The 22,912-nt window shown below is 64.4% G+C and carries 10 protein-coding genes and 3 pseudogenes; 6 read left to right on the forward strand and 7 right to left on the reverse strand.

Features of this window, described 5'->3' with window-relative positions:
• Nucleotides 1–366: 366 nt before the first annotated feature.
• The 6 genes and pseudogenes from DRB87_RS22085 (at nt 367) to DRB87_RS22110 (ending at nt 12,048) form a co-directional block, all read left to right on the forward strand.
• Nucleotides 367–2,836, forward strand: a pseudogene (locus DRB87_RS22085) (primosomal protein N').
• A gap of 130 nt (nt 2,837–2,966) precedes the next feature.
• The gene (locus tag DRB87_RS22090) at nt 2,967–4,280 is read left to right on the forward strand and encodes a molybdopterin-dependent oxidoreductase (protein ID WP_017233605.1); all 1,314 of its coding nucleotides are present in this window, start codon (nt 2,967–2,969) and stop codon (nt 4,278–4,280) included.
• Between the two features lie 14 nt (nt 4,281–4,294).
• Entirely contained in the window at nt 4,295–4,633 is a 339-nt protein-coding gene (locus tag DRB87_RS22095) for a hypothetical protein (RefSeq protein ID WP_165385389.1), read from the forward strand.
• 173 nt (nt 4,634–4,806) lie between these two features.
• A pseudogene (gene putA, locus DRB87_RS22100) lies at nt 4,807–8,729 on the forward strand (trifunctional transcriptional regulator/proline dehydrogenase/L-glutamate gamma-semialdehyde dehydrogenase).
• 425 nt (nt 8,730–9,154) lie between these two features.
• A pseudogene (putP, locus tag DRB87_RS22105) lies at nt 9,155–10,697 on the forward strand (sodium/proline symporter PutP).
• A 208-nt stretch (nt 10,698–10,905) separates the two neighbouring features.
• On the forward strand, nt 10,906–12,048 hold the full coding sequence (locus tag DRB87_RS22110) for a branched-chain amino acid ABC transporter substrate-binding protein (protein WP_130027531.1): 1,143 nt from the start codon (nt 10,906–10,908) through the stop codon (nt 12,046–12,048).
• Between the two features lie 181 nt (nt 12,049–12,229).
• Here DRB87_RS22110 and DRB87_RS22115 read toward each other — a convergent pair whose 3' ends face one another.
• The 7 genes from DRB87_RS22115 to gcvH form a co-directional block, all read right to left on the reverse strand.
• A complete protein-coding gene (locus tag DRB87_RS22115) occupies nt 12,230–13,645 on the reverse strand; it encodes a sodium:alanine symporter family protein (protein WP_130027532.1) in 1,416 nt (471 codons plus the stop codon).
• Between the two features lie 385 nt (nt 13,646–14,030).
• The gene (locus DRB87_RS22120) at nt 14,031–15,653 is read right to left on the reverse strand and encodes a hypothetical protein (protein WP_130027533.1); all 1,623 of its coding nucleotides are present in this window, start codon (nt 15,651–15,653) and stop codon (nt 14,031–14,033) included.
• Between the two features lie 349 nt (nt 15,654–16,002).
• Nucleotides 16,003–17,724: a hypothetical protein gene (locus DRB87_RS22125; RefSeq protein WP_130027534.1), complete on the reverse strand. Its 1,722-nt coding sequence runs from the start codon at nt 17,722–17,724 to the stop codon at nt 16,003–16,005.
• Between the two features lie 215 nt (nt 17,725–17,939).
• Nucleotides 17,940–19,349 (reverse strand): L-serine ammonia-lyase, encoded by a 1,410-nt coding sequence (locus DRB87_RS22130; protein WP_130027535.1) that lies wholly within the window; start codon nt 19,347–19,349, stop codon nt 17,940–17,942.
• A 138-nt stretch (nt 19,350–19,487) separates the two neighbouring features.
• Nucleotides 19,488–22,304 carry an aminomethyl-transferring glycine dehydrogenase gene (gcvP, locus tag DRB87_RS22135; protein ID WP_370363198.1) on the reverse strand — a complete coding sequence of 939 codons (2,817 nt, stop codon included), beginning with the start codon at nt 22,302–22,304 and terminating at the stop codon, nt 19,488–19,490.
• Entirely contained in the window at nt 22,265–22,414 is a 150-nt protein-coding gene (locus DRB87_RS24370) for a hypothetical protein (RefSeq protein WP_370363200.1), read from the reverse strand. Before DRB87_RS24370 ends, gcvP begins: the two co-directional genes overlap by 40 nt.
• Before the next feature lie 97 nt (nt 22,415–22,511).
• A complete protein-coding gene (gcvH, locus tag DRB87_RS22140) occupies nt 22,512–22,895 on the reverse strand; it encodes a glycine cleavage system protein GcvH (protein ID WP_130027536.1) in 384 nt (127 codons plus the stop codon).
• Between the last annotated feature and the right edge of the window lie 17 nt (nt 22,896–22,912).

The raw sequence follows: 22,912 nt of genomic DNA on the forward strand, positions 1-22,912 counted from the left end.
AAGCGTAAACCTGTCGAGTAACCCCTCCAATTTACGGAGTTGTCCCGAAGACTTATGCACAAATTCTCGCTGCGCCGCCGCAAGTGAGGGGCAACGGGGAGTACGCGTCGACGCCGCTCATAAGCTATTGATCAAAAAGCATTTTTGATTCGGGCAAAGTCGAGGCACGACACCACGTGAGGGCCGCCCGGTGAGGCTGACGAGAGATAATCCCCACAGTTCTCAACATAGTTATCCACAAGCACTTCAAGTCCACCGGAAACCCGACTTAAATCCGGGGTTTACCGACACTTCTCAGGATTCACTTTAAGTTTGACCTGCGCCGACGACCTGCCCGCCCCGTCTCTTGCATCGACTGCGGATGCCCTGCCCCCGGTCGCCCAGCCGCGCCTCGGTGCGCCTGCTATCGCCCGCGTGGCGCTCGATACGCCGCTGCTCACGCTGTTCGACTATCGGCTCGATCAGGCCGCGAGCCCTGGGCAACTGGTGCAGGTGCCGTTCGGACGCCGACAGGTCGTGGGCGTCGTCTGGGAATTGACGCACCGCAGCGAAGTCGCCCCGGGCAAGCTGCGTGACGTCACCGCCGTCTGGCATGAATTACCGCCGCTCGGCGAGGATTGGCGCGAGCTGATGCAGTTCGCCTCGCGGTATTACCAGCGCGGTGTCGGTGAGGTGGCCCTGCCGGGCGTCCCGGCGCATCTGCGCACACCGATGCGCTGGCCGCGGCTGCTCGCCCAGCGGGGCGTGCAACGTTACCGGCTGGCCGACGGCGCCCTCGCCGCGCTCCTGGAGAACGTGCCCGCCAGGCTGCGCGCCCAGCGCCGCCTGGCCGAGGGCCTGGCGCAAGCCGGCACGCTCGATGCGGACGAGGCGCGCGCCTTGTGCGCGAAGGCCGCCGACGTGCTCAAGCAGTGGGCGGCCGCCGGTTGGGTCGTCGTCGACACCGTGCCGCGCCATGAAGCCGCACGCCATGCCGACGAGGCCGACGAGGCCGACGAGGCTGACGATGAGGATGGCGAATCGTGCGCCGCTGACGCCAACGATCCCACCCATTCCGCACTCGCCGATGCCTCGGCCAATATCGACCTCGGCACACAGGGCACGCCGCGCGCCGCCAGAACGTTGACTGTCGGGCAAGCCGACGCCGTCGCGGCCATTCACGACGCGCTCGAAGCCGCCGGCGCCCAATGCCTCGACGCCACAGCGCCGTCGGGCAAGCTCGACGCCGGCGGCGCGGGGGACGCGGGCGATCCCCCCCCTGCCCCCCTTCCTGCTCTATGGCGTGACCGGCAGCGGCAAGACGGAAGTCTATTTGCGCGCCGTGGCCGAGGCGCTTCGCGAGCGCGACGCCCAGGTCCTCGTGCTTGTGCCGGAAATCAACCTGACGCCCCAACTCGAAGGCGTCTTCCGTGCGCGATTCCCCGGCGAGACGCTTGTCACACTGCATAGCGGACTGGCCGAAGGCGAGCGAGCCCGGCACTGGCTGGCCGCCCATCGCGGCGAAGCGCGCATCGTGCTCGGCACCCGACTCGCGGTGATGGCGTCGCTACCGCACCTGCGCCTCATCGTCGTCGACGAAGAGCACGACCCGTCCTACAAGCAACAGGAAGGGTTGCGCTACTCGGCGCGCGACCTCGCCATCTGGCGCGCGAACCGGTTGCGCATCCCCGTCGTCCTCGGCTCGGCCACCCCGTCGCTCGATAGCTGGCGGCGCGCCGAACAAGGCCGCTACGTGCGCCTCGCGATGCCCGAGCGCGCCTCGCCCGATGCGGTGCTGCCGCGCGTCTCGCTCATCGACATGGACATCGAGCGCAAACGTCAGCGCACGGTGCACGAGGGCTTGTCGCAATCGCTGCTCGCCGCCATTCGCGCCCGGCTCGAAGCGGGCGAGCAAAGCCTGCTGTTCCTGAACCGCCGCGGTTACGCCCCGGTGCTCAACTGCGATGCCTGTGGCTGGATCAGCGACTGCCGCCGGTGCAGCGCCCACATGGTGTTGCACAAGCCCGAGCGGCGGCTGCGCTGCCATCACTGCGGCGCCGAGTCGCGCATTCCTCATGCGTGCCCCGATTGCGGCAATCTCGATCTCGCGCCGCTGGGGCGCGGCACGCAGCGCATCGAGGAGGCGCTGGCCGAACAGTTCCCGCAGGCCCGGCTCGCGCGCATCGACGCCGACAGCACGCGCCGCAAAGGCAGCGCGCAAGCGCTGTTCGCGCAGGTCCATGCGGGCGAAGTCGACATCCTGATCGGCACGCAGATGGTCGCCAAGGGCCACGACTTCCGTAATGTCACGCTCGTGGGGGTGGTCAACGCCGACAGCGCCCTCTTCTCTCACGACTTCCGGGCGGCCGAACGCCTGTTTGCACAGCTGATGCAGGTGGCCGGGCGCGCCGGGCGCGCTGCCCGTGCCGACGGCCCCGGCGACGTGCTGATTCAGACGCGCTACGCCTCGCACCCGTTGTTCGCGTCGCTCATGCGTCACGACTACGCGGGCTTCGCGGCGCAACAACTGGAGGAGCGGCGTGTCGCCCTGCTGCCGCCATTCACGCATCAGGCGCTCCTGCGCGCCGAAGCCCGGCGCCTGGACGACGCCATGACGTTCCTCAAACAGGCCCGCGAGATCGCCGCCACGCCCGCGCTGCACGACGCGCGCATCTCCCTGTGGGATCCGGTGCCGATGACGATGGTCCGGATCGCGGGCACCGAACGCGCCCAGCTCGTGGTCGAGAGTCCGCATCGCGGCGCGCTCCAACGCTTCCTCACGCACTGGATGAGCGAGCTGCGCGCACTCAAGGCGCCCGTGCGTTGGCACCTCGAAGTCGACCCCCTCGAAATATAAATCGGTATATAGCGTTCCGGAAATTTGACAACATCGCCCGAATCTCCGACGATGCCGATAGCAGTCGATCACCGCACGTCGAACGGTTCACGTCATCTGCACGATAAGAGGTCCTACAGGAGACATCCCGATGAAATCGCACGACCGGCGCGCCGCCCCTACGGCGCCACACATCGCCACACCGCCCCTCCCGCCCACCGAATCGCCTTTGGCCGAGGCCTCCCGGCGCCGCTTCTTGCGACGCGCGGGTGCACTGGGCGTTGGCGCCAGCCTTGCGGGGCGCGCACTTGACGTCCTCGCCGCCACCACCGCACCGCAGATGGTGACGCTGCCCTTTGCCAATGGGGAACGCGAACTCGTCGCGTATCCGCAGAAGCGCCCGCTGATCCGCTTGACGGCGCGCCCCCCGCAACTGGAAACGCCGTTCGCGATCTTCAACGACGGGCTCATCACACCGAACGATGCGTTCTTCGTGCGCTATCACCTCGCGGGCATTCCGACCGACATCGATCCGGCGAAGCATCGGATTCATGTGCGCGGCAGCGTCGCCAAACCGCTCGATATCTCGCTCGCGTCGCTCAAGAAGGACTATGGCGCCCCGGTCGAGATCGTCGCCGTCCACCAATGCTCGGGCAATAGCCGTGGCTTTTTCGAGCCCCGCGTCGCCGGCGGACAGATTGCCAATGGTGCGATGGGCAACGCGCGCTGGCGTGGCATTCCGCTCAAGCGGATTCTTGAACGGGCGGGCGTGTCGGCCAGCGCAAAGCAAGTGACGTTCGAAGGTCTTGACCGGCCGATCGTCCCCACGACACCCGAGTTCGTGAAGGCACTCGACCTCGATCACGCGATGGATGGCGAAGTGATGATCGCGTTCGCCATGAACGGCAAGGATCTGCCGATGCTCAACGGCTTTCCGGTGCGGCTGGTCGTGCCGGGCTACTACGGCACGTATTGGGTGAAGCATCTGGCGGACATCAACGTTATCGACAAGGTGTTCGACGGCTTCTGGATGGCCACGGCGTATCGCATTCCGGATAACGACTGCAATTGCGTCACGCCCGGCAAGGCGCCCGAGAAGACAAAGCCGATCGAACGCTTCACCGTGCGCTCGTTCGTCACGAGTCTTGCCGACGGCGAGCACGTGGCGGCGGGCAAGGCGGTGCGCGTGCGCGGCATTGCGTTCGACGGCGGCGAAGGCATTCGCGACGTGCAGTTCTCGGCCGACGGCGGCCAGACTTGGCAGGCGGCCCAGCTCGGCCACGAACTGTCGAAGTATTCGTTCCGCGAATGGACGGCGTCGTTCACGCCCCCCAAGCCCGGCGAGTACGCGCTCCAAGTGCGGGCGACGAATCGTGCAGGGGTGTCGCAACCGCTGCAATCGCTGTGGAATCCGGCCGGCTATCTGCGCAACGGGGTCGAAACCGTGCGTGTGATCGCGGCTTGAGACGGGGAACGATCATGAACCTTTCGAAGATTGCGCGCCGCGCGGCCTTGCTGTCGGGCCTGTTGGGTCTGTTCGGCACCTTCGCCGCCCCCGTCCATGCACTTGAGATCAAGCTGCCGCAGGAAACGTCGCAGTTGAAAGCCTCGACGCTCGCCGGTTATCAATCGGCCAACTCGTGGTGCGTCATGTGCCACTCGCTCGACTATGTCAACACCCAACCGCCTATGTCGGCCGCCTTCTGGAGCGCGGAAGTCACGAAGATGGTGAAAGTGTATGGCGCGCCCATCCCGGAAGATCAGGTCAAGCTGATTTCGGAGTATTTGGGAAAAACGTACGGCACCGACCAGAAGTAACGCCTTTCCCCCGGCCCGCGGGCCGGGGCGCCACACGATGTTTCGCGTGTCGGCCTCACACCTAGGTGCAACCCTAATATCGACTCAGGTTGCACCTCTTTTGAAACCCGGTTACGATGCCGAAATTCACCCGCTATGGGTGTCACGTTTTCGCGTCATCAGGTAACCCTTCCATGGCTAACACCACCCTCGGCGTCAAGGTCGACGACGTACTGCGTACCCGGCTCAAAAGCGCCGCCCAGCAAATCGAGCGCACCCCGCACTGGCTCATCAAACAGGCCATCTTCGCTTACCTGGAGCGCATCGAGAGTGGCGCGCTTCCGCCCGAATTGAGCGGCGCGACCCAATCGGGCACCGAGGTGATCGACGGCCACGCGGGCGACGACACCGTGCCGCATCCGTTCCTCGAATTCGCCCAGAACGTGCAACCGCAATCGGTGCTGCGGGCGGCGATCACGGCGGCCTACCGCCGTCCCGAGCCGGAATGCGTGCCCGTGCTCGTCGGTCAGGCCAAGCTGGCCCCGGCGACCGCAACGTCGGCCTCCGACCTCGCCCGCAAGCTCGTCGTCGCCCTGCGCGGCAAGAGCACCGGCGGTGGCGTGGAAGGCCTGATCCACGAATTCTCGTTGTCCAGCCAGGAAGGCGTGGCGCTGATGTGCCTGGCCGAAGCCCTGCTGCGCATTCCCGACAAGGCCACGCGCGACGCGCTCATCCGCGACAAGATCAGCAAGGGTGACTGGCACGCCCACATGGGCAATTCGCCGTCGATGTTCGTCAACGCCGCCACCTGGGCCTGATGATCACCGGCAAGCTCGTGACCACCACCAGCGAAGCCGGTCTCACCAAGGCCCTCACGCGCTTGATCGGCCGCGGCGGCGAGCCGCTCATCCGCAAGGGCGTGGACATGGCCATGCGCCTGATGGGCGAGCAGTTCGTAACCGGGGAAACCATCTCCGAAGCCCTTGCCAACAGCCGCAAATACGAAGCCCAGGGCTTCCGCTATTCGTACGACATGCTCGGCGAAGCCGCGACGACCGAAGAAGACGCTCAGCGCTACTACGCGAGCTACGAGCAAGCCATTCAGGCCATCGGCAAGGCCTCGGCCGGCCGCGGCATCTATGAAGGCCCGGGCATCTCGATCAAGCTCTCGGCCCTGCATCCGCGCTACTCACGCAGCCAGCACGAGCGTACGGTCGCGGAACTGCTGCCGCGCGTGCAGGCGCTCGCCAAGCTGGCGCGCGCGTATGACATCGGCCTGAATATCGATGCCGAAGAAGCCGATCGCCTCGAAATCTCGCTCGACCTGCTCGAAGCGCTGTGCTTCGATCCCGAACTGGCCGGCTGGAATGGTATCGGTTTCGTGGTGCAGGCCTATCAGAAGCGTTGCCCGTTCGTGATCGACTTCATCATCGATCTGGCGCGTCGCAGCCGTCACCGCATCATGGTGCGTCTGGTCAAGGGTGCGTACTGGGACACGGAAATCAAGCGCGCGCAGGTCGACGGGCTCGAAGGCTATCCGGTCTATACCCGCAAGATCTACACGGACGTGTCGTACCTCGCCTGCGCGAAGAAGCTGCTCGCCGTGCCGGACGCCATCTACCCGCAGTTCGCCACGCACAACGCCTACACGCTCTCGGCGATCTATCACCTCGCGGGCAACAACTACTACCCGGGCCAGTACGAATTCCAATGCCTGCACGGCATGGGCGAGCCGCTCTACGAAGAAGTCGTCGGCCCCATCGCGGCAGGCAAGCTCGCGCGCCCCTGCCGCGTATACGCCCCGGTCGGCACGCACGAAACGCTGCTGGCCTACCTCGTGCGCCGTCTGCTCGAAAATGGCGCGAATACCTCGTTCGTGAACCGGATTGCGGATGAGACCGTCAGCGTCGACGAATTGATCGCCGATCCGATCTCGGAATCCGAAAAGGTGCAACCGCTCGGCGCACCGCATGCCAAGATTCCGCTGCCGCGCGAACTGTATGGTGTGGCGCGCGCCAACTCGTCGGGCTTCGACCTGTCGAACGAACACCGCCTCGCGTCGCTGTCGTCGGCACTGCTTGCCAGCGCGGGCACGCCGTGGCGCGCCGCCCCCATGCTGGCCGACGGTGAGCGCACCACGGGCACGCCGCGTGCCGTGCGCAACCCGGCCGATTTGCGAGATACCGTGGGTCAGGTCATCGAGGCCACCGCCGCCGACGTAGACGCAGCGCTCGCGCACGCCGTGGCCGCCGCCCCGATCTGGCAAGCCACGCCGGTCGAGGAACGCGCCGACAGCCTGATGCGCTCGGCCGATCTGCTTGAAGCCCACATGCCCACGCTCATGGGCCTGTGCGTACGCGAAGCCGGCAAATCGCTGCCCAACGCCGTGGCTGAAGTGCGTGAGGCCGTCGACTTCCTGCGCTACTACGCCGCGCAGATCCGTCAGGGCTTCTCCAACGACACGCACCGCCCGTTGGGCCCGGTGCTGTGTATCAGCCCGTGGAATTTCCCGCTCGCGATCTTCGTCGGTCAGGTCGCCGCTGCGCTGGCCGCCGGTAACCCGGTCATCGCCAAACCTGCCGAGCAGACGCCGCTCATCGCCGCCGAAGCGGTCCGCCTGATACACGCCGCCGGCGTGCCGGCCGGCGCGCTGCAATTGCTGCCGGGTACAGGGGAAACGGTCGGGGCCGCGCTCGTGGCCGACGCCCGCACGAAGGCCGTCATGTTCACCGGCTCGACCGAAGTGGCGCGCATCATCGCGCGCACGCTGGCCGAGCGCCTCGACGCCAATGGCCGTCCGATCCCGCTGATCGCCGAGACCGGCGGTCAGAACGCCATGATCGTCGATTCGTCGGCGCTGCCCGAACAGGTCGTGTACGACGTGCTCGCGTCGGCCTTCGATTCGGCCGGTCAGCGCTGCTCGGCGCTGCGCGTGCTGTGCCTGCAGGACGACATCGCCGACAAGACGCTGCATATGCTCAAGGGCGCGATGCAGGAACTGGCCATCGGCAATCCGGATCGGCTGTCCATCGACGTCGGCCCGGTGATCGACGCCGAAGCGCAAAGCGGCATCAACCGCCACATCGAGCATATGCGCGACAAGGGCTTCCCGGTCGAACAACTGCCGCTGCCCGACGCCGCCCGTCACGGCACGTTCGTGCCGCCAACGCTCATCGAGCTGACCGATCTGAAGGCGCTGCAACGTGAAGTCTTCGGCCCGGTACTGCACGTGATCCGCTTCAAGCGCGCGCAACTCGACAAGCTGCTCGATCAGATCAACGGCACCGGCTACGGCCTGACGTTCGGCGTGCATACGCGTATCGACGAAACCATTGCCTATGTGACTGAGCGCGCCCATGTCGGCAACGTCTACGTGAACCGGAACGTGATTGGCGCCGTGGTCGGCGTGCAACCTTTCGGCGGCGAAGGTCTGTCTGGGACGGGTCCGAAAGCCGGCGGTCCGATGTATCTGCCACGTCTGCTGGCGACGCGTCCGGCTTCGCTGCCCGCCGAGCTGAACCGCAACGAAGCCGCGCTCTCGCCGTTGGTGAGCTACCGCGACTGGCTGCATGCTCAGGGCCACTCGGCCGATAGCGCCGCCGCGGTCCATCGCGTCGATCGATATCTGGCCACGTCGGCACTCGACGCCACCGCCGTGCTGCCGGGACCGACCGGTGAGCGCAACACTTACGGTCTGGAGCCGCGCGGCCCGGTCCTGTGCGTGGCCGCCACCCCGCTCGGTGCGCGCACGCAACTGGCTGCCGCGCTGGCGACGGGCAACAACGCCGTCTTCACGGAGAGCGTTGCCGCCCGCGAACTGGTGAGCGCCTTGCCGGCCGCGCTCAAGGGCCGTGCGTCGGTGTTGGCGGCAGGGGCGGACGCCGCCGCAGAGCCGTCGCTCGCCGCGGTACTGTTCGAAGGCGACAGCGACGAGTTGCGCGCCCTGAACCGCCGCATTGCTACCCGCAACGGTCCGATCCTGTCGATGCAGGGCCTCGCGCCCGAGGCGCTGGCCGCCGGTGACGACTACGCACTGGAGCGTCTGCTGTGCGAACGCTCGGTATCGGTCAACACGGCTGCCGCAGGCGGCAACGCCAACCTCATGACCATCGGCTGATCGCGGCGGACCGTCAGGTTTCGCGACGAATCCCGTCGGATTCGTCCGAAAGCTGGCGGCCAGATTCGACGCCCGGTCGCACCGTCGCCCCGATCGCGTGGTCCCCAGCGGTCGCCAACGCCCTGCATTTCGGGACGCTGGCGGCCGCGATGCGTTAACCGCCAGCCATCTTCCCGCCCCCCTCCCAGCCCGCCAAGCCGCAATTAGCGCCCCACCGCACATCCCGTAGCCACGCACGCCGCGCGCATTCGCGGTATCTTCGCGCCCGCCCCCGACATATCACGCGTCTCACCGCCATTGCGCGGTCAACCCGTGCCAGCGACACGTATCGCTGGCCATAGCGGTCGTCGTCCCGCGTCGTCGCCTCTTTCGTCATGCCGGCAGAGGCGCGCAACGCACGTGACACCGACGCTCGAGGAGGCTACATGTCCCTTTGGAATCCCACTGCGGTGTCATTCACCGTGTATTTGCTATTGATGCTGGTCATCGGATGGCTCGGCTATCGCGCCACCCACGATCTTTCCGACTACATTCTCGGGGGACGTCGTCTCGGCAGCTTCGTCACCGCGCTTTCCGCCGGGCCTCGGACATGAGCGGCTGGCTCTTGCTCGGCCTGCCTGGGGCGATCTACATGGGCGGCCTGTCGGGCGTCTGGATCGCCATCGGCCTGGCGATCGGCGCGTGGGCCAACTGGCATCTCGTGGCCGCGCGCTTGCGTGTGCATACGGAGGTGTGCGGCAACGCGCTGACCCTGCCCGAGTACCTCACACAGCGCTTCGGTGACCGCAGCCACGTGCTGCGCATCGTCACGGCGCTCGTGATCCTCATCTTCTTCACGATCTATTGCGCGTCGGGAGTCGTCGCCGGTGCCCGGCTGTTCGAAACGATGTTCGGCCTGGAATACCGCACGGCGCTGTGGATCGGCGCCGTGGCCACCATTGCCTACGTCTTCATCGGCGGATTTCTTGCGGTGAGCTGGACCGATACGGTGCAGGCCTCGCTGATGTTCGCCGCGCTGGTCGTCACCCCGATTGCCGTGATTGCGCTCGACGGCAGCCCCGCGGCGGCCGTAGACGCGGTCACCGCTGTGCATCCCGCCCACACCGATTGGTTCGGCGATCTCGCACCGATCGGCGTCATTTCGATGCTCGCCTGGGGTCTGGGCTATTTCGGCCAGCCGCACATCCTCGTGCGATTCATGGCCGCGCGTTCGGCGGCAGCGATTCCGCAGGCGCGTCGTATCTGTATGACCTGGATGGTGCTATGCCTGACCGGTGCGGTCGCCGTGGGCTTCTTCGGCCTGGCGTTCTACAGCGCGCGGCCCGATCTTGGCGCCGGTGTGGCGGCAAACCCGGAGACCATCTTCATGGCGCTCACGACCCAGCTCTTCACCCCGTGGCTCACGGGTGTGCTGCTGGCGGCGATTCTCGCGGCCGTGATGAGCACCTTGTCGTGCCAGTTGCTCGTGTGCGCCAGTGCACTGACGGAAGACCTCTACAAGACGTTTGCGCGCGGGCCGGTCAGCCAAGCCCGCCTCGTTTGGATCGGCCGGGCGATGGTGTTGAGCGTGGCGGTGATCGCCGTGGTGCTGGCCCTCGATCCGCAGAGCCGCGTGCTCGGCATGGTGAGTTACGCCTGGGCGGGTTTCGGGCGGCCTTCGGTCCGCTGGTGCTGGCCACGCTGCTGTGGCCGCGCGTCACCCGTAACGGGGCGCTCGCGGGCATTGTCGTTGGGGCGGCCACCGTCCTGATCTGGAAGCAATTTGGCTGGTTCGACCTGTACGAAATCCTGCCGGGCTTTGTGCTGGGCGGTTTGGCGCTCATCGTGGTGAGTCGCTTCGACAAGGCCCCGAGCGCCGACGTGCTCGCCCGCTACGCGAGCGCCGAAGCGACGCTGCGCGCAATCCAGCAAGGCGCGACGGGCGAATCCGGTAGCACCGGTGCCCCGACGGCGCAACCCTCCCCATAATCCGGTAGCACCTTCCATCGGAACTTCTCCCTCTTGACCGGCGCGCGCAGCCAACCAATACTGCCGCGTCGGACGCATATTGCGTTTGATTGCGATTGAAGCCGTCCTGGGCCGACCGGCCTTGTGCAGACGGCGATCCAAGAAAGGCATGCCACGGCGATCCCGCAGGCATGCCACTCAACGACATACACATGCAAGGAGAGGGTTGATGCAATCGAAGCTTACGCTCAGCGCGGTCGCCGTCGCGGGACTGCTCGCGTTCGGTACGGCCAACGCGCAACAGGCGCAGGAAGTGAAGCTGGGTTTTGCCGCACCGCTCACGGGCGCCCAGGCGCACTACGGCAAAGACATGCAGAACGGCATTCAGCTCGCCGTCGACGAGTACAACGCCACGAAGCCGACCATCGAGGGCAAGCCGGTGAAGTTCGTGTTGCAGTCGGAAGACGATCAGGCCGACCCGCGTCAGGGTTCGCTGGTCGCACAGAAGCTGGTCGACTCGGGCATCAAGGGCATGCTCGGCCACTTCAACTCCGGCACGACGATTCCCGCTTCGCGCATCTACGCGCAAGCCGGGATTCCGGAAATCGCCATGGCGACGGCCCCGGAATACACGAAGCAGGGCTTCAAGACGACGTTCCGCATGATGACCTCGGACATTCAGCAAGGGTCGGTCGTCGGTACGTTCGCCGTCAAGAAGCTGGGTTTCAAGAACATCGCCATCGTTGACGACCGCACGGCCTATGGCCAAGGTCTGGCCGACGAGTTCGAGAAGGCGGCGAAGGCCGCGGGTGGCAAGATTGTTCGCCGCGAATTCGCCAACGACAAGGCCGTGGACTTCCGCGCCATTCTGACCAACCTCAAGCGCGCCAATCCGGACATGGTGTTCTACGGTGGCGCCGACGCGCAAGCCGGCCCGCTCGCCAAACAAATGCGCGAACTGGGCATGAAGAGCACGCTGATGGCCGGTGAAATGGTCAAGTCCGATGCGTTCCTGAAGATCGCCGGCGACGCCGCCAACGGCTCGGTGGTGTCGCTCGCCGGCCTGCCGCTCGACAAGATGCCCGGCGGCGCCGCGTACGAGTCGCGCTACAAGGCCAAGTTCGGCAGTGGCCCGGAAACGTACTCGCCGTACGCCTACGACGGTGCCATGGCCATGATGTCGGCCATGAAGAAGGCCAACTCGACCGATCCGGCAAAGTACCTGCCGACGCTCGCGAAGACCAGCATGCCCGGCGTGACCACGCGTGAGCTGGCGTACGACAAGGCAGGCGATCTGAAGTACGGTTCGATCACGCTGTACAAGGTGGTCGATGGTAAGTGGACCGTGCTGGAAACCGTCGGCGGCAAGTAAGCGCCTGACGATGGGCCGATAGCGCTCAACGACAAGGGCCGGTGAGGATGACTCACCGGCCCTTGTGCTTGGTGCGTGCCGTCGGGGCATTGCGCCGCTCCGGCCCTAGGACGTTACGACGTTATGGCGTCAAGGCGCTAAAGCGCAACGTCAGTGCGGCACTTTCGATGGCACGACCCCGTCACCAGACATCCTTTGGCAAACGCTCACGCATCTCCGGCGGCAGCGCATCGCGCGTGAAGACCGGCTCGGCGATGCCCGCACGGCGCTGGGCCTGATAGTCGCGCCACGCGACCAACGCATACTTCATCAACAAGCCGATGGCGACCAGATTGATGAACGCCATCAGCGCAGTGCCGACATCCGCGAAGCTCCACACCAGCGGCAGGCTGGCGACCGATCCGAGCATCACGGCCAGCAACACCAGCGCACGGAAGACATGGAGCAGCCATGGACGTTGCGTCAGGTAGTCCATGTTGACTTCCGCATAGGCATAGTTGCCGAGCACGCTCGAATAAGCGAGGAAGAACACGGTGATGCCCGTGAAGACGACGGCCCAGTTGCCTACGTGAGCGGCCAGGGCACGCTGGGTGAGCACGGCACCTTCAGGCGCGGCACCCGGCATAAACTCGCCTGAGAGCAGGATCATGAACGCCGTGGCCGAACACACGACGACGGTGTCGAAGAACACGCCGAGCATCTGCATCAAGCCTTGCTGTACCGGATGCTGGGTCGTGGCCACGGCGGCGGCATTCGGCGCGCTGCCCATGCCCGCTTCGTTGGAGAAAAGACCACGCTTCACGCCCATCAACACCGCTTGACTCACGGCATACCCTGCGATGCCGCCGGCGGCCGGTTCAAGCCCGAGCGCGTGACGCATGATCATCGAAATCATGGCGGGGATCTGGTCGAGATTCACAATGCACACATACACGGCGAGCCCGACATAGGCGAGCGCCATGACCGGCACGATCCATTGCGCGAAGCGGGCGACACGCCGCACGCCGCCGTAGATGATGGGCGCGGTCATCAGCACCAGCGCAACGCCGATCCAGATCCGCTCCCAGCCGAACGACGCTTCCAGTGCCTCGGCAATCGAGTGCGACTGCACCGAGTTGAGTGCGAACCCGAAGGTGAAGAGGAGTGCCAGCGCAAAGACAATGCCAAATTTGCGCGAGCCCAGGCCGATCTGGATGTAGTAGGCGGGACCGCCGCGAAACGTGTTGTCGTGACGTGGCACCTTGAATATCTGCGCCAGCGTCGATTCGACGAACGCCGACGCCATACCCAGCAGCGCGGTGACCCACATCCAGAAGATGGCGCCCGGCCCGCCGATGGTCAGTGCGACGGCCACCCCGGCGATATTGCCGGTACCCACGCGACTCGCCAATCCCGTGGCGAACGCCTGGAACGGTGAAATGCCCGAGGTGCTCCCCGAGGTGCGCAGCAGACAGATGCTGTGCCAAAGCGCCCGAATCTGAATCCCGCCGAAGCGGACGGTGAAGTAAAGTCCCGCGCCCAGCAAGGCGATCACAAGGGGGTATCCCGACAGCACCCCGCCGACGGTATCGACCAACGGCTTGAGCCAACGCTCCATGTCACATCTCTCCTGTCGCAACCACCTATCGACCCCGAAAAGCCAGGGGCAAGCGACGAAGAATCTCAAGAATTGCCCCGGTGCGATAGCAGCCGCCAGGACTTTACGTCGATTCCCATACGCAAGTGCGCAACAAGAAAAAAAGCCGCCCGGCAAACGCCGCGCGACTCAAAGACAAGGCAAGGAGACATCGGGACGTAGGTTAGCCAGTCAATGTGACGATCATGTGACGGTCATGCGCTTGCCTGAAAGCAAGAGCAGGCGACTTTTTTGGCCACAGGATGCCGCGAAACACGAAGCGATATGTCGGCTCAGTGCACGGCGAGCAGCCCGGCGCAAGAAAGCGCGACGGGTGTGACGTGCGAGGCCGGCTCAACGGCCGTAATTAGAAATTCAGCGAGCAATTCTGTGTGTGGGGGTCGCAAAGTGTAAAGCCTCGCGCGCGCGCATCCTCCTTTGATCTGAAGGCACAGATCAACTCACCGTACGTGTTCCCGAATTCGGCGTAGGGTGTACCGCCAACGGTGATCATTTGGCCCCTTTCGTTGACGTTGTAAACGCGCGCCTTGTCGGAATAACCCACTGAGTTACACCACCCTCTCGAGACAATGGTGCAGGACTGCGCGCCGGGAATTGTCCCGAACCATCCGCTCCACCGCCAACTACCTCCTCCGATTTTTTTGTAGCCGTTGCAACCACCCCATGTTTGGGTCCACTTCGCCATGACGAGTGGCTTGTCCTTTTCGACGATTCGCTCGACCTCTTTGTACTCGACCTTTGTGATGTACTCGGTGGTGCGAGCGAGTTGCCATGTCCAGCCGCCACCGGAGTTCTGGCACGAGAGCATTTTGCCGTTACCGTCACGCCCGATCTCGCCGGGCTGGCACGACGCATCTTGCTGATTGGATCGATCCAGTCGGATAACGCCTGATTCGGATTGAAGTCTGTCCGCTGTTACCTGCCCCGCGTGCTCGATGTCGTTGCGTTGCATTCTCAGGGCGCCACCGACGGTTGCCCCGCGTTGTGCTTTCAGGTCGCCGTGAATGGTTGCGTTGCCCGCCACCGTCGCACCTTGCACCTCGAGGCCCCGCATTGTCAGCATGCCGTCGCCCTCGATGTTCCCCGCCCCAATGATGTCTTGCCGGTTCCGACCCTTGTCGTCGCTCAGATGAAGCGGGCCTTTCACCGTCGCCTTGCCCCCGATCTCAAGCTCGCCCATGCTGAGCTTTCCAACGCCGACAATGTTCTTGATCCCTTTGATACTCTGATGCGTATTGCCGTTCTCGAAGTCCAGATCGCCCGTGATGTTGCGCGATCCGTCGCGCCGAACATTGACGTCGAGACTGTGCGTCAGGTATCCGCCGCGCATGGCAACCAGTCCCGGTTTCCCCAGCGGATTGGGAACGGCGTCCGGAATCGGCTGCATGTTCTCGTCGACGAATCGAAATTCCTGCGGCTTATCCATCGTGGATGTCCCACCGTAAGCACCCACCGTCTTTGCGACAATGGCAGCGAACGCGTAATCGGGCTCCGAGGAATACGCCCGCTTCGCCGGTTCGGTGAGATAAGTCAGCGAGTTGATTTGGCAATTGGGCGGGTTCTCCCGATCGCATTTCCGGTAAATCCGGATCTCGTAGTCGCCCAGGCCATGCGGCGGCTTGCTGCCCACGCCGGAAATATCGAGCACCTTGATGAGCGCGGCGGCGTTCAGGTTGCCTACGTGCGCGTAACCGAACGACGAAGAAGCGGGCACGTTGGTCAACGTGTGCCCCTTGATCGGAAATGTGTTTCCCGGTGCCGATAACAGCTCCGAGAGCTGCTTGTAATACTTCGCGACGAACGTATCGGCCGCGTTACCGACGATCTTGAGTCCATGCCCAACGCGCTCTGCCCGCTCGATGCGCATCTGCCGCATCTGATTCACGCCCCAAAATGTAATCAACATGCCGACCACCGCAATCGCAATGGCGGCTGAGACGAGAAAGATCCCCGACTGGTTTCTTCGCATTGACGCGCCCTCACTTGAATCGTCTGGCAAACACGCGACAACAGGCGCCGGTGATCGTCAGATCGTTGAAATAGGGCATTGTCAGTGACGTCACTCGCGAGAAGCTTGGGAAATGCCCGTTAACGTCTGATCGGTGACGGCAAATTCCGAAGCGAAAACCCGAAATGAAAAGCCGCGAGACTTTCGTCACGCGGCTTCTTCACATTTCGATTATCGACAAAGCTTCCCTGGCAAATGCCGCACGGCGCAAAGACAAGGCAAGGCAACGCGACATCGAGAGGTTGATGACCGGGCGTATGCCGCGGTCACGTGGAACGGTCGCCTCATCGATATCCTTGCGTGACACACATCAGTGGTGCCAAGGTCCGCCCTCGTTGAGGGCGCCGACGTTCTGCGTCATCGTTGCGCTGAAAAGGTTACGAAACTCCGGCGTGTCACCACGATACCAGGTCGGGCTTTCCATAATGCCGTGCCCGACGTTGTTCTTCCCCCAATCCCAGAAGGTCGTGCTCATGCCCCCTGATCTCCCGCCGTACGAGAAGCAATACAAGGCGCCTCCGGGACGCGCCATGCCGCGCACGACGAACCGGCTCAGGCGGTGGTTGTATTCGAGAATGCCGCCAGCATTCTTCGCCTCCGCGTCCAGCACACAGGCACTCGCAAAACCCACTTCATAGAGAACACTTGCGGCGCTGCGGTTAAGCAGTTTGCTCTTTCCCCAACGCAGGTCGAACTTCGACATCCACCACGACGCGTCACGTTGCGCCTCGGATGTGATCTGGTTCACCACGTCGTCAGGGACATTCTCCCGGGTAATCGTCGGGCTAGACAGCTTCCAGACGCGCCCTCCCCGGCCCTTGCGGTCGGGATCCTCGGCCTGGCACGACATCACCCGGCCCTGGGCATCAACGCCGATCCCCATTCCCGTGCACGAGCCGCCCGAAATGCTGGTGCCCAACTCGACCACACCTTCGGTCGACTTCAGTGCGCCCGATTCCACTCGTTTGGCATTGACGCGGGTTGCGTCCACATTGGTCGCATCCACATTAGTCGCATCGACGGTCTTTGCCCCTACGGTTCGCGCCCCCGTTATGTCGTTCGCATTCAGGCTTAGCGTTGATCCAACTTTCACGCTATCCGCCTCGACGCCCCGCATGCTAAGCGTTCCACTTCCGGTAATGTCACGCGCACCGATGATATTGTTGCCATTGTTCTGGCCGTTGTTCGGCGTGCCCTTGCTGAGATCCAACGTGCCGGCGATACGCGCGGACGACACTTCAAGGCTCGTCATCCGCAAGTTCCCTTTCCCCTCGATATTCCCCGCGCCGACAATGTTGTGATGGGTCGGCCCGTTTTTCCCAGCGCCGTTCTTATCCTCCAGATTAAGATTCCCCGTCATCGACTTGCGTCCATCGAGACTGAGCAAAGTATCCATCGCGCTCGTCTGGTGCCCGCCGCGCACGGCGAGCAGGCCCGGCTGCGCAGTCGGATTCATCACCGTGCGTGCTGACCCATCGCTTTCGATAAAGCGGAATTGGTCGGGCGCATCTTGGAGCGACATGCCGCCCAACGCACCGATTTTTCGCATCGCGGTGGTCGCCGCATCGTAATCGGGGGCGTCCGAATAGGCGCGCTTGATGGGCTGAGTCAGGTACACCAGCGTCTTGATATCGCACTTTTTGTCGACGCAATCTTCATACACACGAATCGCATATTCCCCCATGCCATTCGGCGGTTTGCTTGCCACACCGCGAACGTTCATGACCTTGATCAGGCTCTCCGCCGTCAGATTGCTCACCACTCGCGGCGCGGTTCCCTCCCTCGTGAATTGAACGCCGTCGATGGTGAAGGGCACGTCGTTCTCGAACAGCTTGTTCAGCCGGTCGTGATACGTCACCGCGAAACTCTGCGTCGCGTCACCCATGATCTTCAACGACTCACCGATGCGCTCCGCGCGCTCAACGCGCAACTGCCGCGTGTAATTGACGCCCCAGAATGTAATCAGCATGCCGGTCACCGCCACGGCGATGGCTGCTGAGATCAAAAAGATGCCGGACTGTTTTCTTCGCATTGACATGCCCCTCGAAACGGCTGGCAAACGCGTCGAGTCGTGTATCGGCGGTTGCAGCAGCGTTAAAAGGTGACATTCTGAGTGGTGCCACTTTTTTAGGGGGTGGGAATTGGCCGATAAACAAGGTCGCCAGTCGCAGATACGGAAGCCAAGCCGCAAAAAGAAAAAAGCTGCGTGACTTTCGCCACGCAGCTTACGCATCGCCATCCGAAAAATCAGCACTCCACGATATTTACCGCGAGGCCGCCGCGCGCCGTCTCCTTGTATTTCGTCTTCATGTCGGCACCGGTCTCACGCATCGTCTTGATAACGGAGTCGAGCGACACATAGTGCGCACCGTCGCCACGCAACGCCATGCGCGCCGCGTTCACCGCCTTCACCGACGCCATCGCATTGCGCTCGATGCACGGAATCTGCACCAGACCGCCGACCGGATCGCACGTGAGCCCAAGGTTGTGCTCCATGCCGATCTCGGCCGCATTCTCGACTTGCTCGACCGTGCCGCCCTGCACCGCAGCGAGCGCCCCAGCGGCCATCGAGCACGCCACACCGACTTCACCCTGGCACCCCACTTCCGCGCCGGAAATCGACGCGTTGAGCTTGTACAGAATGCCGATGGCCCCGGCCGTGAGCAGGAAGTCGATTACCCCCTGCTCGTTCGCACCGTGTACGAAGCGATCGTAGTAGTGCAGCACCGACGGGATGATGCCGGCAGCGCCATTCGTCGGCGCGGTCACCACACGTCCGCCCGCGGCGTTCTCTTCGTTGACGGCAATCGCGTAAAGATTCACCCAATCCATCACCGACAACGGATCGGACAGTGTGCGCTCGGCGCGTTGCGTTAGCTGACGATACAACTCCGGCGCACGGCGTCGCACATGCAGCGGCCCTGGCAGTTCGCCGTCGGCGTCGTCGTTACCGATGCCGCAACCGCGCGTCACGCACGACTGCATCACATTCCAGATGTTGAGCAACCCGCGACGAATATCCGCTTCCGCCGTGGCCGCATCGCCGTGGTGCCAGACCTTCTCGTTCTCCCACATCAGTTGCGCGATGGTCTTGCCGCTCGCGCGGCACATCTCGAGCAGTTCCTTGCCCGTGCGGAATGGATACGGCAATTGATCGTGCGCGGCGAGCACCTGTGCGTTCGACGCGCCGGCCGTCACGACGAAACCGCCGCCGACCGACAGATAGCGCCCCTCGCGCAGCTTGTTGCCCTCGGCATCGAACGCGTGGAATTTCATGCCGTTCGGATGCTCGGCCATCGCCTCGCGGCGGTAGAACACCATGTGTTCCTTCTCGACGAACGGCACCTCGTACTTGCCGAGAATCGACAGCACCTTCGTCTGACGCAGCGTGGCCAGACGCCCCGCAATCGTCGCCGGATCGACCGTGTCGGGCGCCTCGCCCATGAAACCGAGCAGCACCCCCTTGTCGGTGCCGTGGCCCTTGCCCGTGGCGCCGAGCGAGCCGTACAGCTCGGCGCGCAGCGCTGCGACCTGCGGCAGCAGGCCGTCGCGCTCCAGACCTTGCACGAACATCAGCGCCGCGCGCATCGGCCCCACGGTATGCGAACTCGACGGTCCGATACCCACCTTGAACAAATCGAAAACTGAAACGGCCATGGGGCTGTCCTGAAGTGCTGAAACATTGGGAGGACGTGACGAATGCCGCCGGCCCGGCGCATTCGCGTGACATCCATAGTGACAAAAAGGGGCCGGCAATGTGTCTGCCAGCCCCTGTCTGCCAAGCTTTTGCGACGCTTATTCGTAGTCGCTCATCGGCACGCAGGCGCAGAACAGATTCCGGTCGCCGTAGACGTTATCGGCACGTCCCACCGGCGGCCAATACTTGCGCTCGCGCAACGCCTTCACCGGGTACGCCGCCTGGCTGCGCGCGTAGGCGTGCGGCCATTCGTCCGCCGTCACCACGTCCGCCGTGTGCGGCGCGTGCTTGAGCGGGTTGTCCTCGCGATCGGCGCGACCCTCTTCCACGGCACGGATTTCCTCGCGAATCGCGACCATCGCCTCGATGAAGCGGTCGAGTTCATGCTTCGATTCCGATTCCGTCGGCTCGATCATCAGCGTACCCGGCACCGGGAAGCTCATCGTCGGAGCGTGGAAACCGAAGTCCATCAGGCGCTTCGCCACGTCGTCGACCGTGATGCCGCTGGTGTCCTTGAGCGGGCGCAGATCCAGAATGCACTCGTGCGCGATCAACCCGCCGGGGCCGCTGTACAGCACCGGATAATGCGGCGCGAGCTTCTTCGCGAGGTAGTTCGCATTCAGGATAGCCGTCTCGGTGGCGGCCGTCAGGCCCTGCGCGCCCATCATGGCGATGTACATCCACGAGATCGGCAGAATCGAGGCGGAACCATACGGCGCGGCCGACACGGCACCGATGCCGTTGGCATCGCGTGAGTAGCCCGTCGAGCGCTGGTTCGGCAGGAACTGCGCCAGATGCGCGCCCACCGCCACCGGACCTACGCCCGGGCCGCCGCCGCCGTGCGGAATACAGAACGTCTTGTGCAGATTCAAGTGCGAGACGTCGCCGCCGAATTCGCCCGGTGCGCACAGGCCGACCATGGCGTTCATGTTGGCGCCGTCGACATACACCTGACCGCCGTTCGCGTGCACGATCTCGCAGATCTGACGCGCACCGGCTTCGAACACGCCGTGTGTGGACGGGTACGTCATCATGATCGCGGCCAGACGATCGCGATGCTGCTCGGCCTTCGCCTGCAGATCGGCCAGATCGACGTTGCCGTTGGCGTCGCAAGCGACCACCACGACCTGCATGCCGGCCATCTGGGCCGACGCCGGGTTCGTGCCGTGCGCCGACGCCGGAATCAGGCAGATGTCGCGATGCGCTTCGCCGCGCGACGCGTGATACGCCTGAATGATGAGCAGACCCGCGTACTCGCCTTGCGAGCCGGCGTTCGGTTGCAGCGAGACGGCGGCGTAGCCGGTCGCGGCCACGAGCATCTGCTCGAGCTGGTCGATCATCGTACGGTAGCCAACGGTCTGTTCCGTCGGTGCGAACGGGTGAATCTGACCGAACTCGGGCCACGTCACCGGCAGCATTTCCGAGGTGGCGTTGAGCTTCATCGTGCACGAACCGAGCGGGATCATCGTTCGGTCGAGCGCCAGATCCTTGTCGGACAGGCTGCGCAGATAGCGCAGCATTTCGTGTTCGGAGTGGTAGCGGTTGAACACCGGGTGCGTGAGATACGCGCTTTGGCGTGCCAGTGCCACCGGGTAGCCGTTCGAGACAGTGGTCTCGATGGCGTCGAAGTCCAGCGAGACGGCGCTCTTGCCGAGGCCCTCGGCCACCACTTCCCACAGGGCGATCACGTCGTCGCGCGTGCTCGTCTCGTCGAGCGAGATGCCGACGGTGTCGGCGTCTTCGCGACGCAAATTGAAACGGCGTGCAGCGGCCACCGTGTGCACGGCATCGGCACGACCGGCCACGGGCACCGTCAGCGTGTCGAAGAACGTGGCGTTGCGCGGCGCGGCGCCCAGTGCGGTGAGACCGGCGGCCAGCACGGCCGTCAGGCGATGCGTGCGCTCGGCGATGGTGCGCAGCCCCTGCGGGCCATGGTACGCGGCGTACATGCTGGCCATGATGGCGAGCAGCGCCTGCGCGGTACAGATGTTCGACGTCGCCTTTTCGCGGCGGATGTGCTGTTCGCGCGTTTGCAGCGCCAGACGCAGCGCCGGCTTGCCTTGCGCATCGATCGACACGCCGACCAGGCGGCCCGGCATCGAGCGCTTGAGTTCGTCGCGCGTCGCCAGGTACGCGGCGTGCGGGCCACCAAAGCCCATCGGCACGCCAAAGCGCTGGCTGTTACCAACGGCAACGTCAGCACCCCACTCGCCCGGCGGCGTGAGCAGCGTGAGCGAGAGCAGATCGGCGGCGGCGATCAGCATGCCGCCCTTGGCGTGGATCGCGTCGGCCAGCGCGCGATAGTCGCGCACGTCGCCGCCCACGCCGGGGTATTGCACGAGCACGCCGAACGCATCGACATCGGCCGCGGCGGCCACCGGGCCGACCTGCACTTCGAAGCCCAGCGGCTTGGCGCGCGTTTGCACGACTTCGATGGTTTGCGGCAGCACGTCGTCGGCCACGAAGAACGTGTTCGACTTCGACTTGCCGGTACGCTTGACCAGCGTCATCGCTTCGGCGGCAGCGGTCGCCTCGTCGAGCATCGACGCGTTGGCGATCGCCAGCCCCGTCATGTCAATGATCATCTGCTGGTAGTTGAGCAGCGCTTCGAGACGGCCTTGCGAGATTTCCGGCTGATACGGCGTATAGGCCGTGTACCAGGCCGGATTTTCCAGCACGTTGCGCAGGATCACGCCCGGCGTGAACGTATTGGCGTAGCCCTGACCGATGAACGACTTGAACACCTGGTTCTGGCTGGCCAGCGCGCGCAGTTGCGCCAGCGCCTGCGATTCGGTTTGCGCGGCGGCGAACGGGCCGAGCGACTGGGCGAAGCGCGCGCCGTCGCGACGGATCGACGCGGGCACCACGGCGTCGATCAACGCGGCACGCGACGCGTAGCCCAGCTCGGCGAGCATCGCCTGTTGTTCGGGGTATCCGGGCCGATGTGGCGCGCGGAGAAGTTGTCGCGCTGCTCCAGCTCGGAGAGCGAGCGGCGCGGCGCTTGCAGGTCAGTCAAGGCATTCATGGGTCAGATCTCTCGTTCGATCACGGCAAGTGACGGCGGGGGCGGCAGCCGGGACGGTGCCGCGCGAACCGAAGGTCTCGCGGCACCGTCCGGGGCATCAGCCGCCGATTTTCTTGGCGTATTGTTCAGCGCCCAGCAGCTTGTCCAGCTCGGCCGTGTTCGACGGCTTCACACGGAACAGCCAGTTGCCGTAAGCGTCGGTGTTGACCAGGTCGGGCGAGCCGGACACTTCGGTGTTGGTCTCGAGGATCTCGCCGCTTACCGGCGAGTGCACGTCGGCCGCTGCCTTGACCGATTCGATCACGGCCGAGGCTTCGTCCGCCGCCACGGTGCGGCCGGTGTCCGGCAGTTCGACGAACACGATGTCGCCCAGGGATTCCTGCGCGAAATCGGTAATGCCCACGGTCACGGTGCCGTCGGCTTCGAGGCGGGCCCATTCGTCGGACTCGGTGTACTTCAGGTTATCGGGGATATTCGCCATGTTGACGCTCCGGGATT

Source organism: Pandoraea sp. XY-2, assembly GCF_004193915.1.
GTDB lineage: Bacteria > Pseudomonadota > Gammaproteobacteria > Burkholderiales > Burkholderiaceae > Pandoraea > Pandoraea cepalis.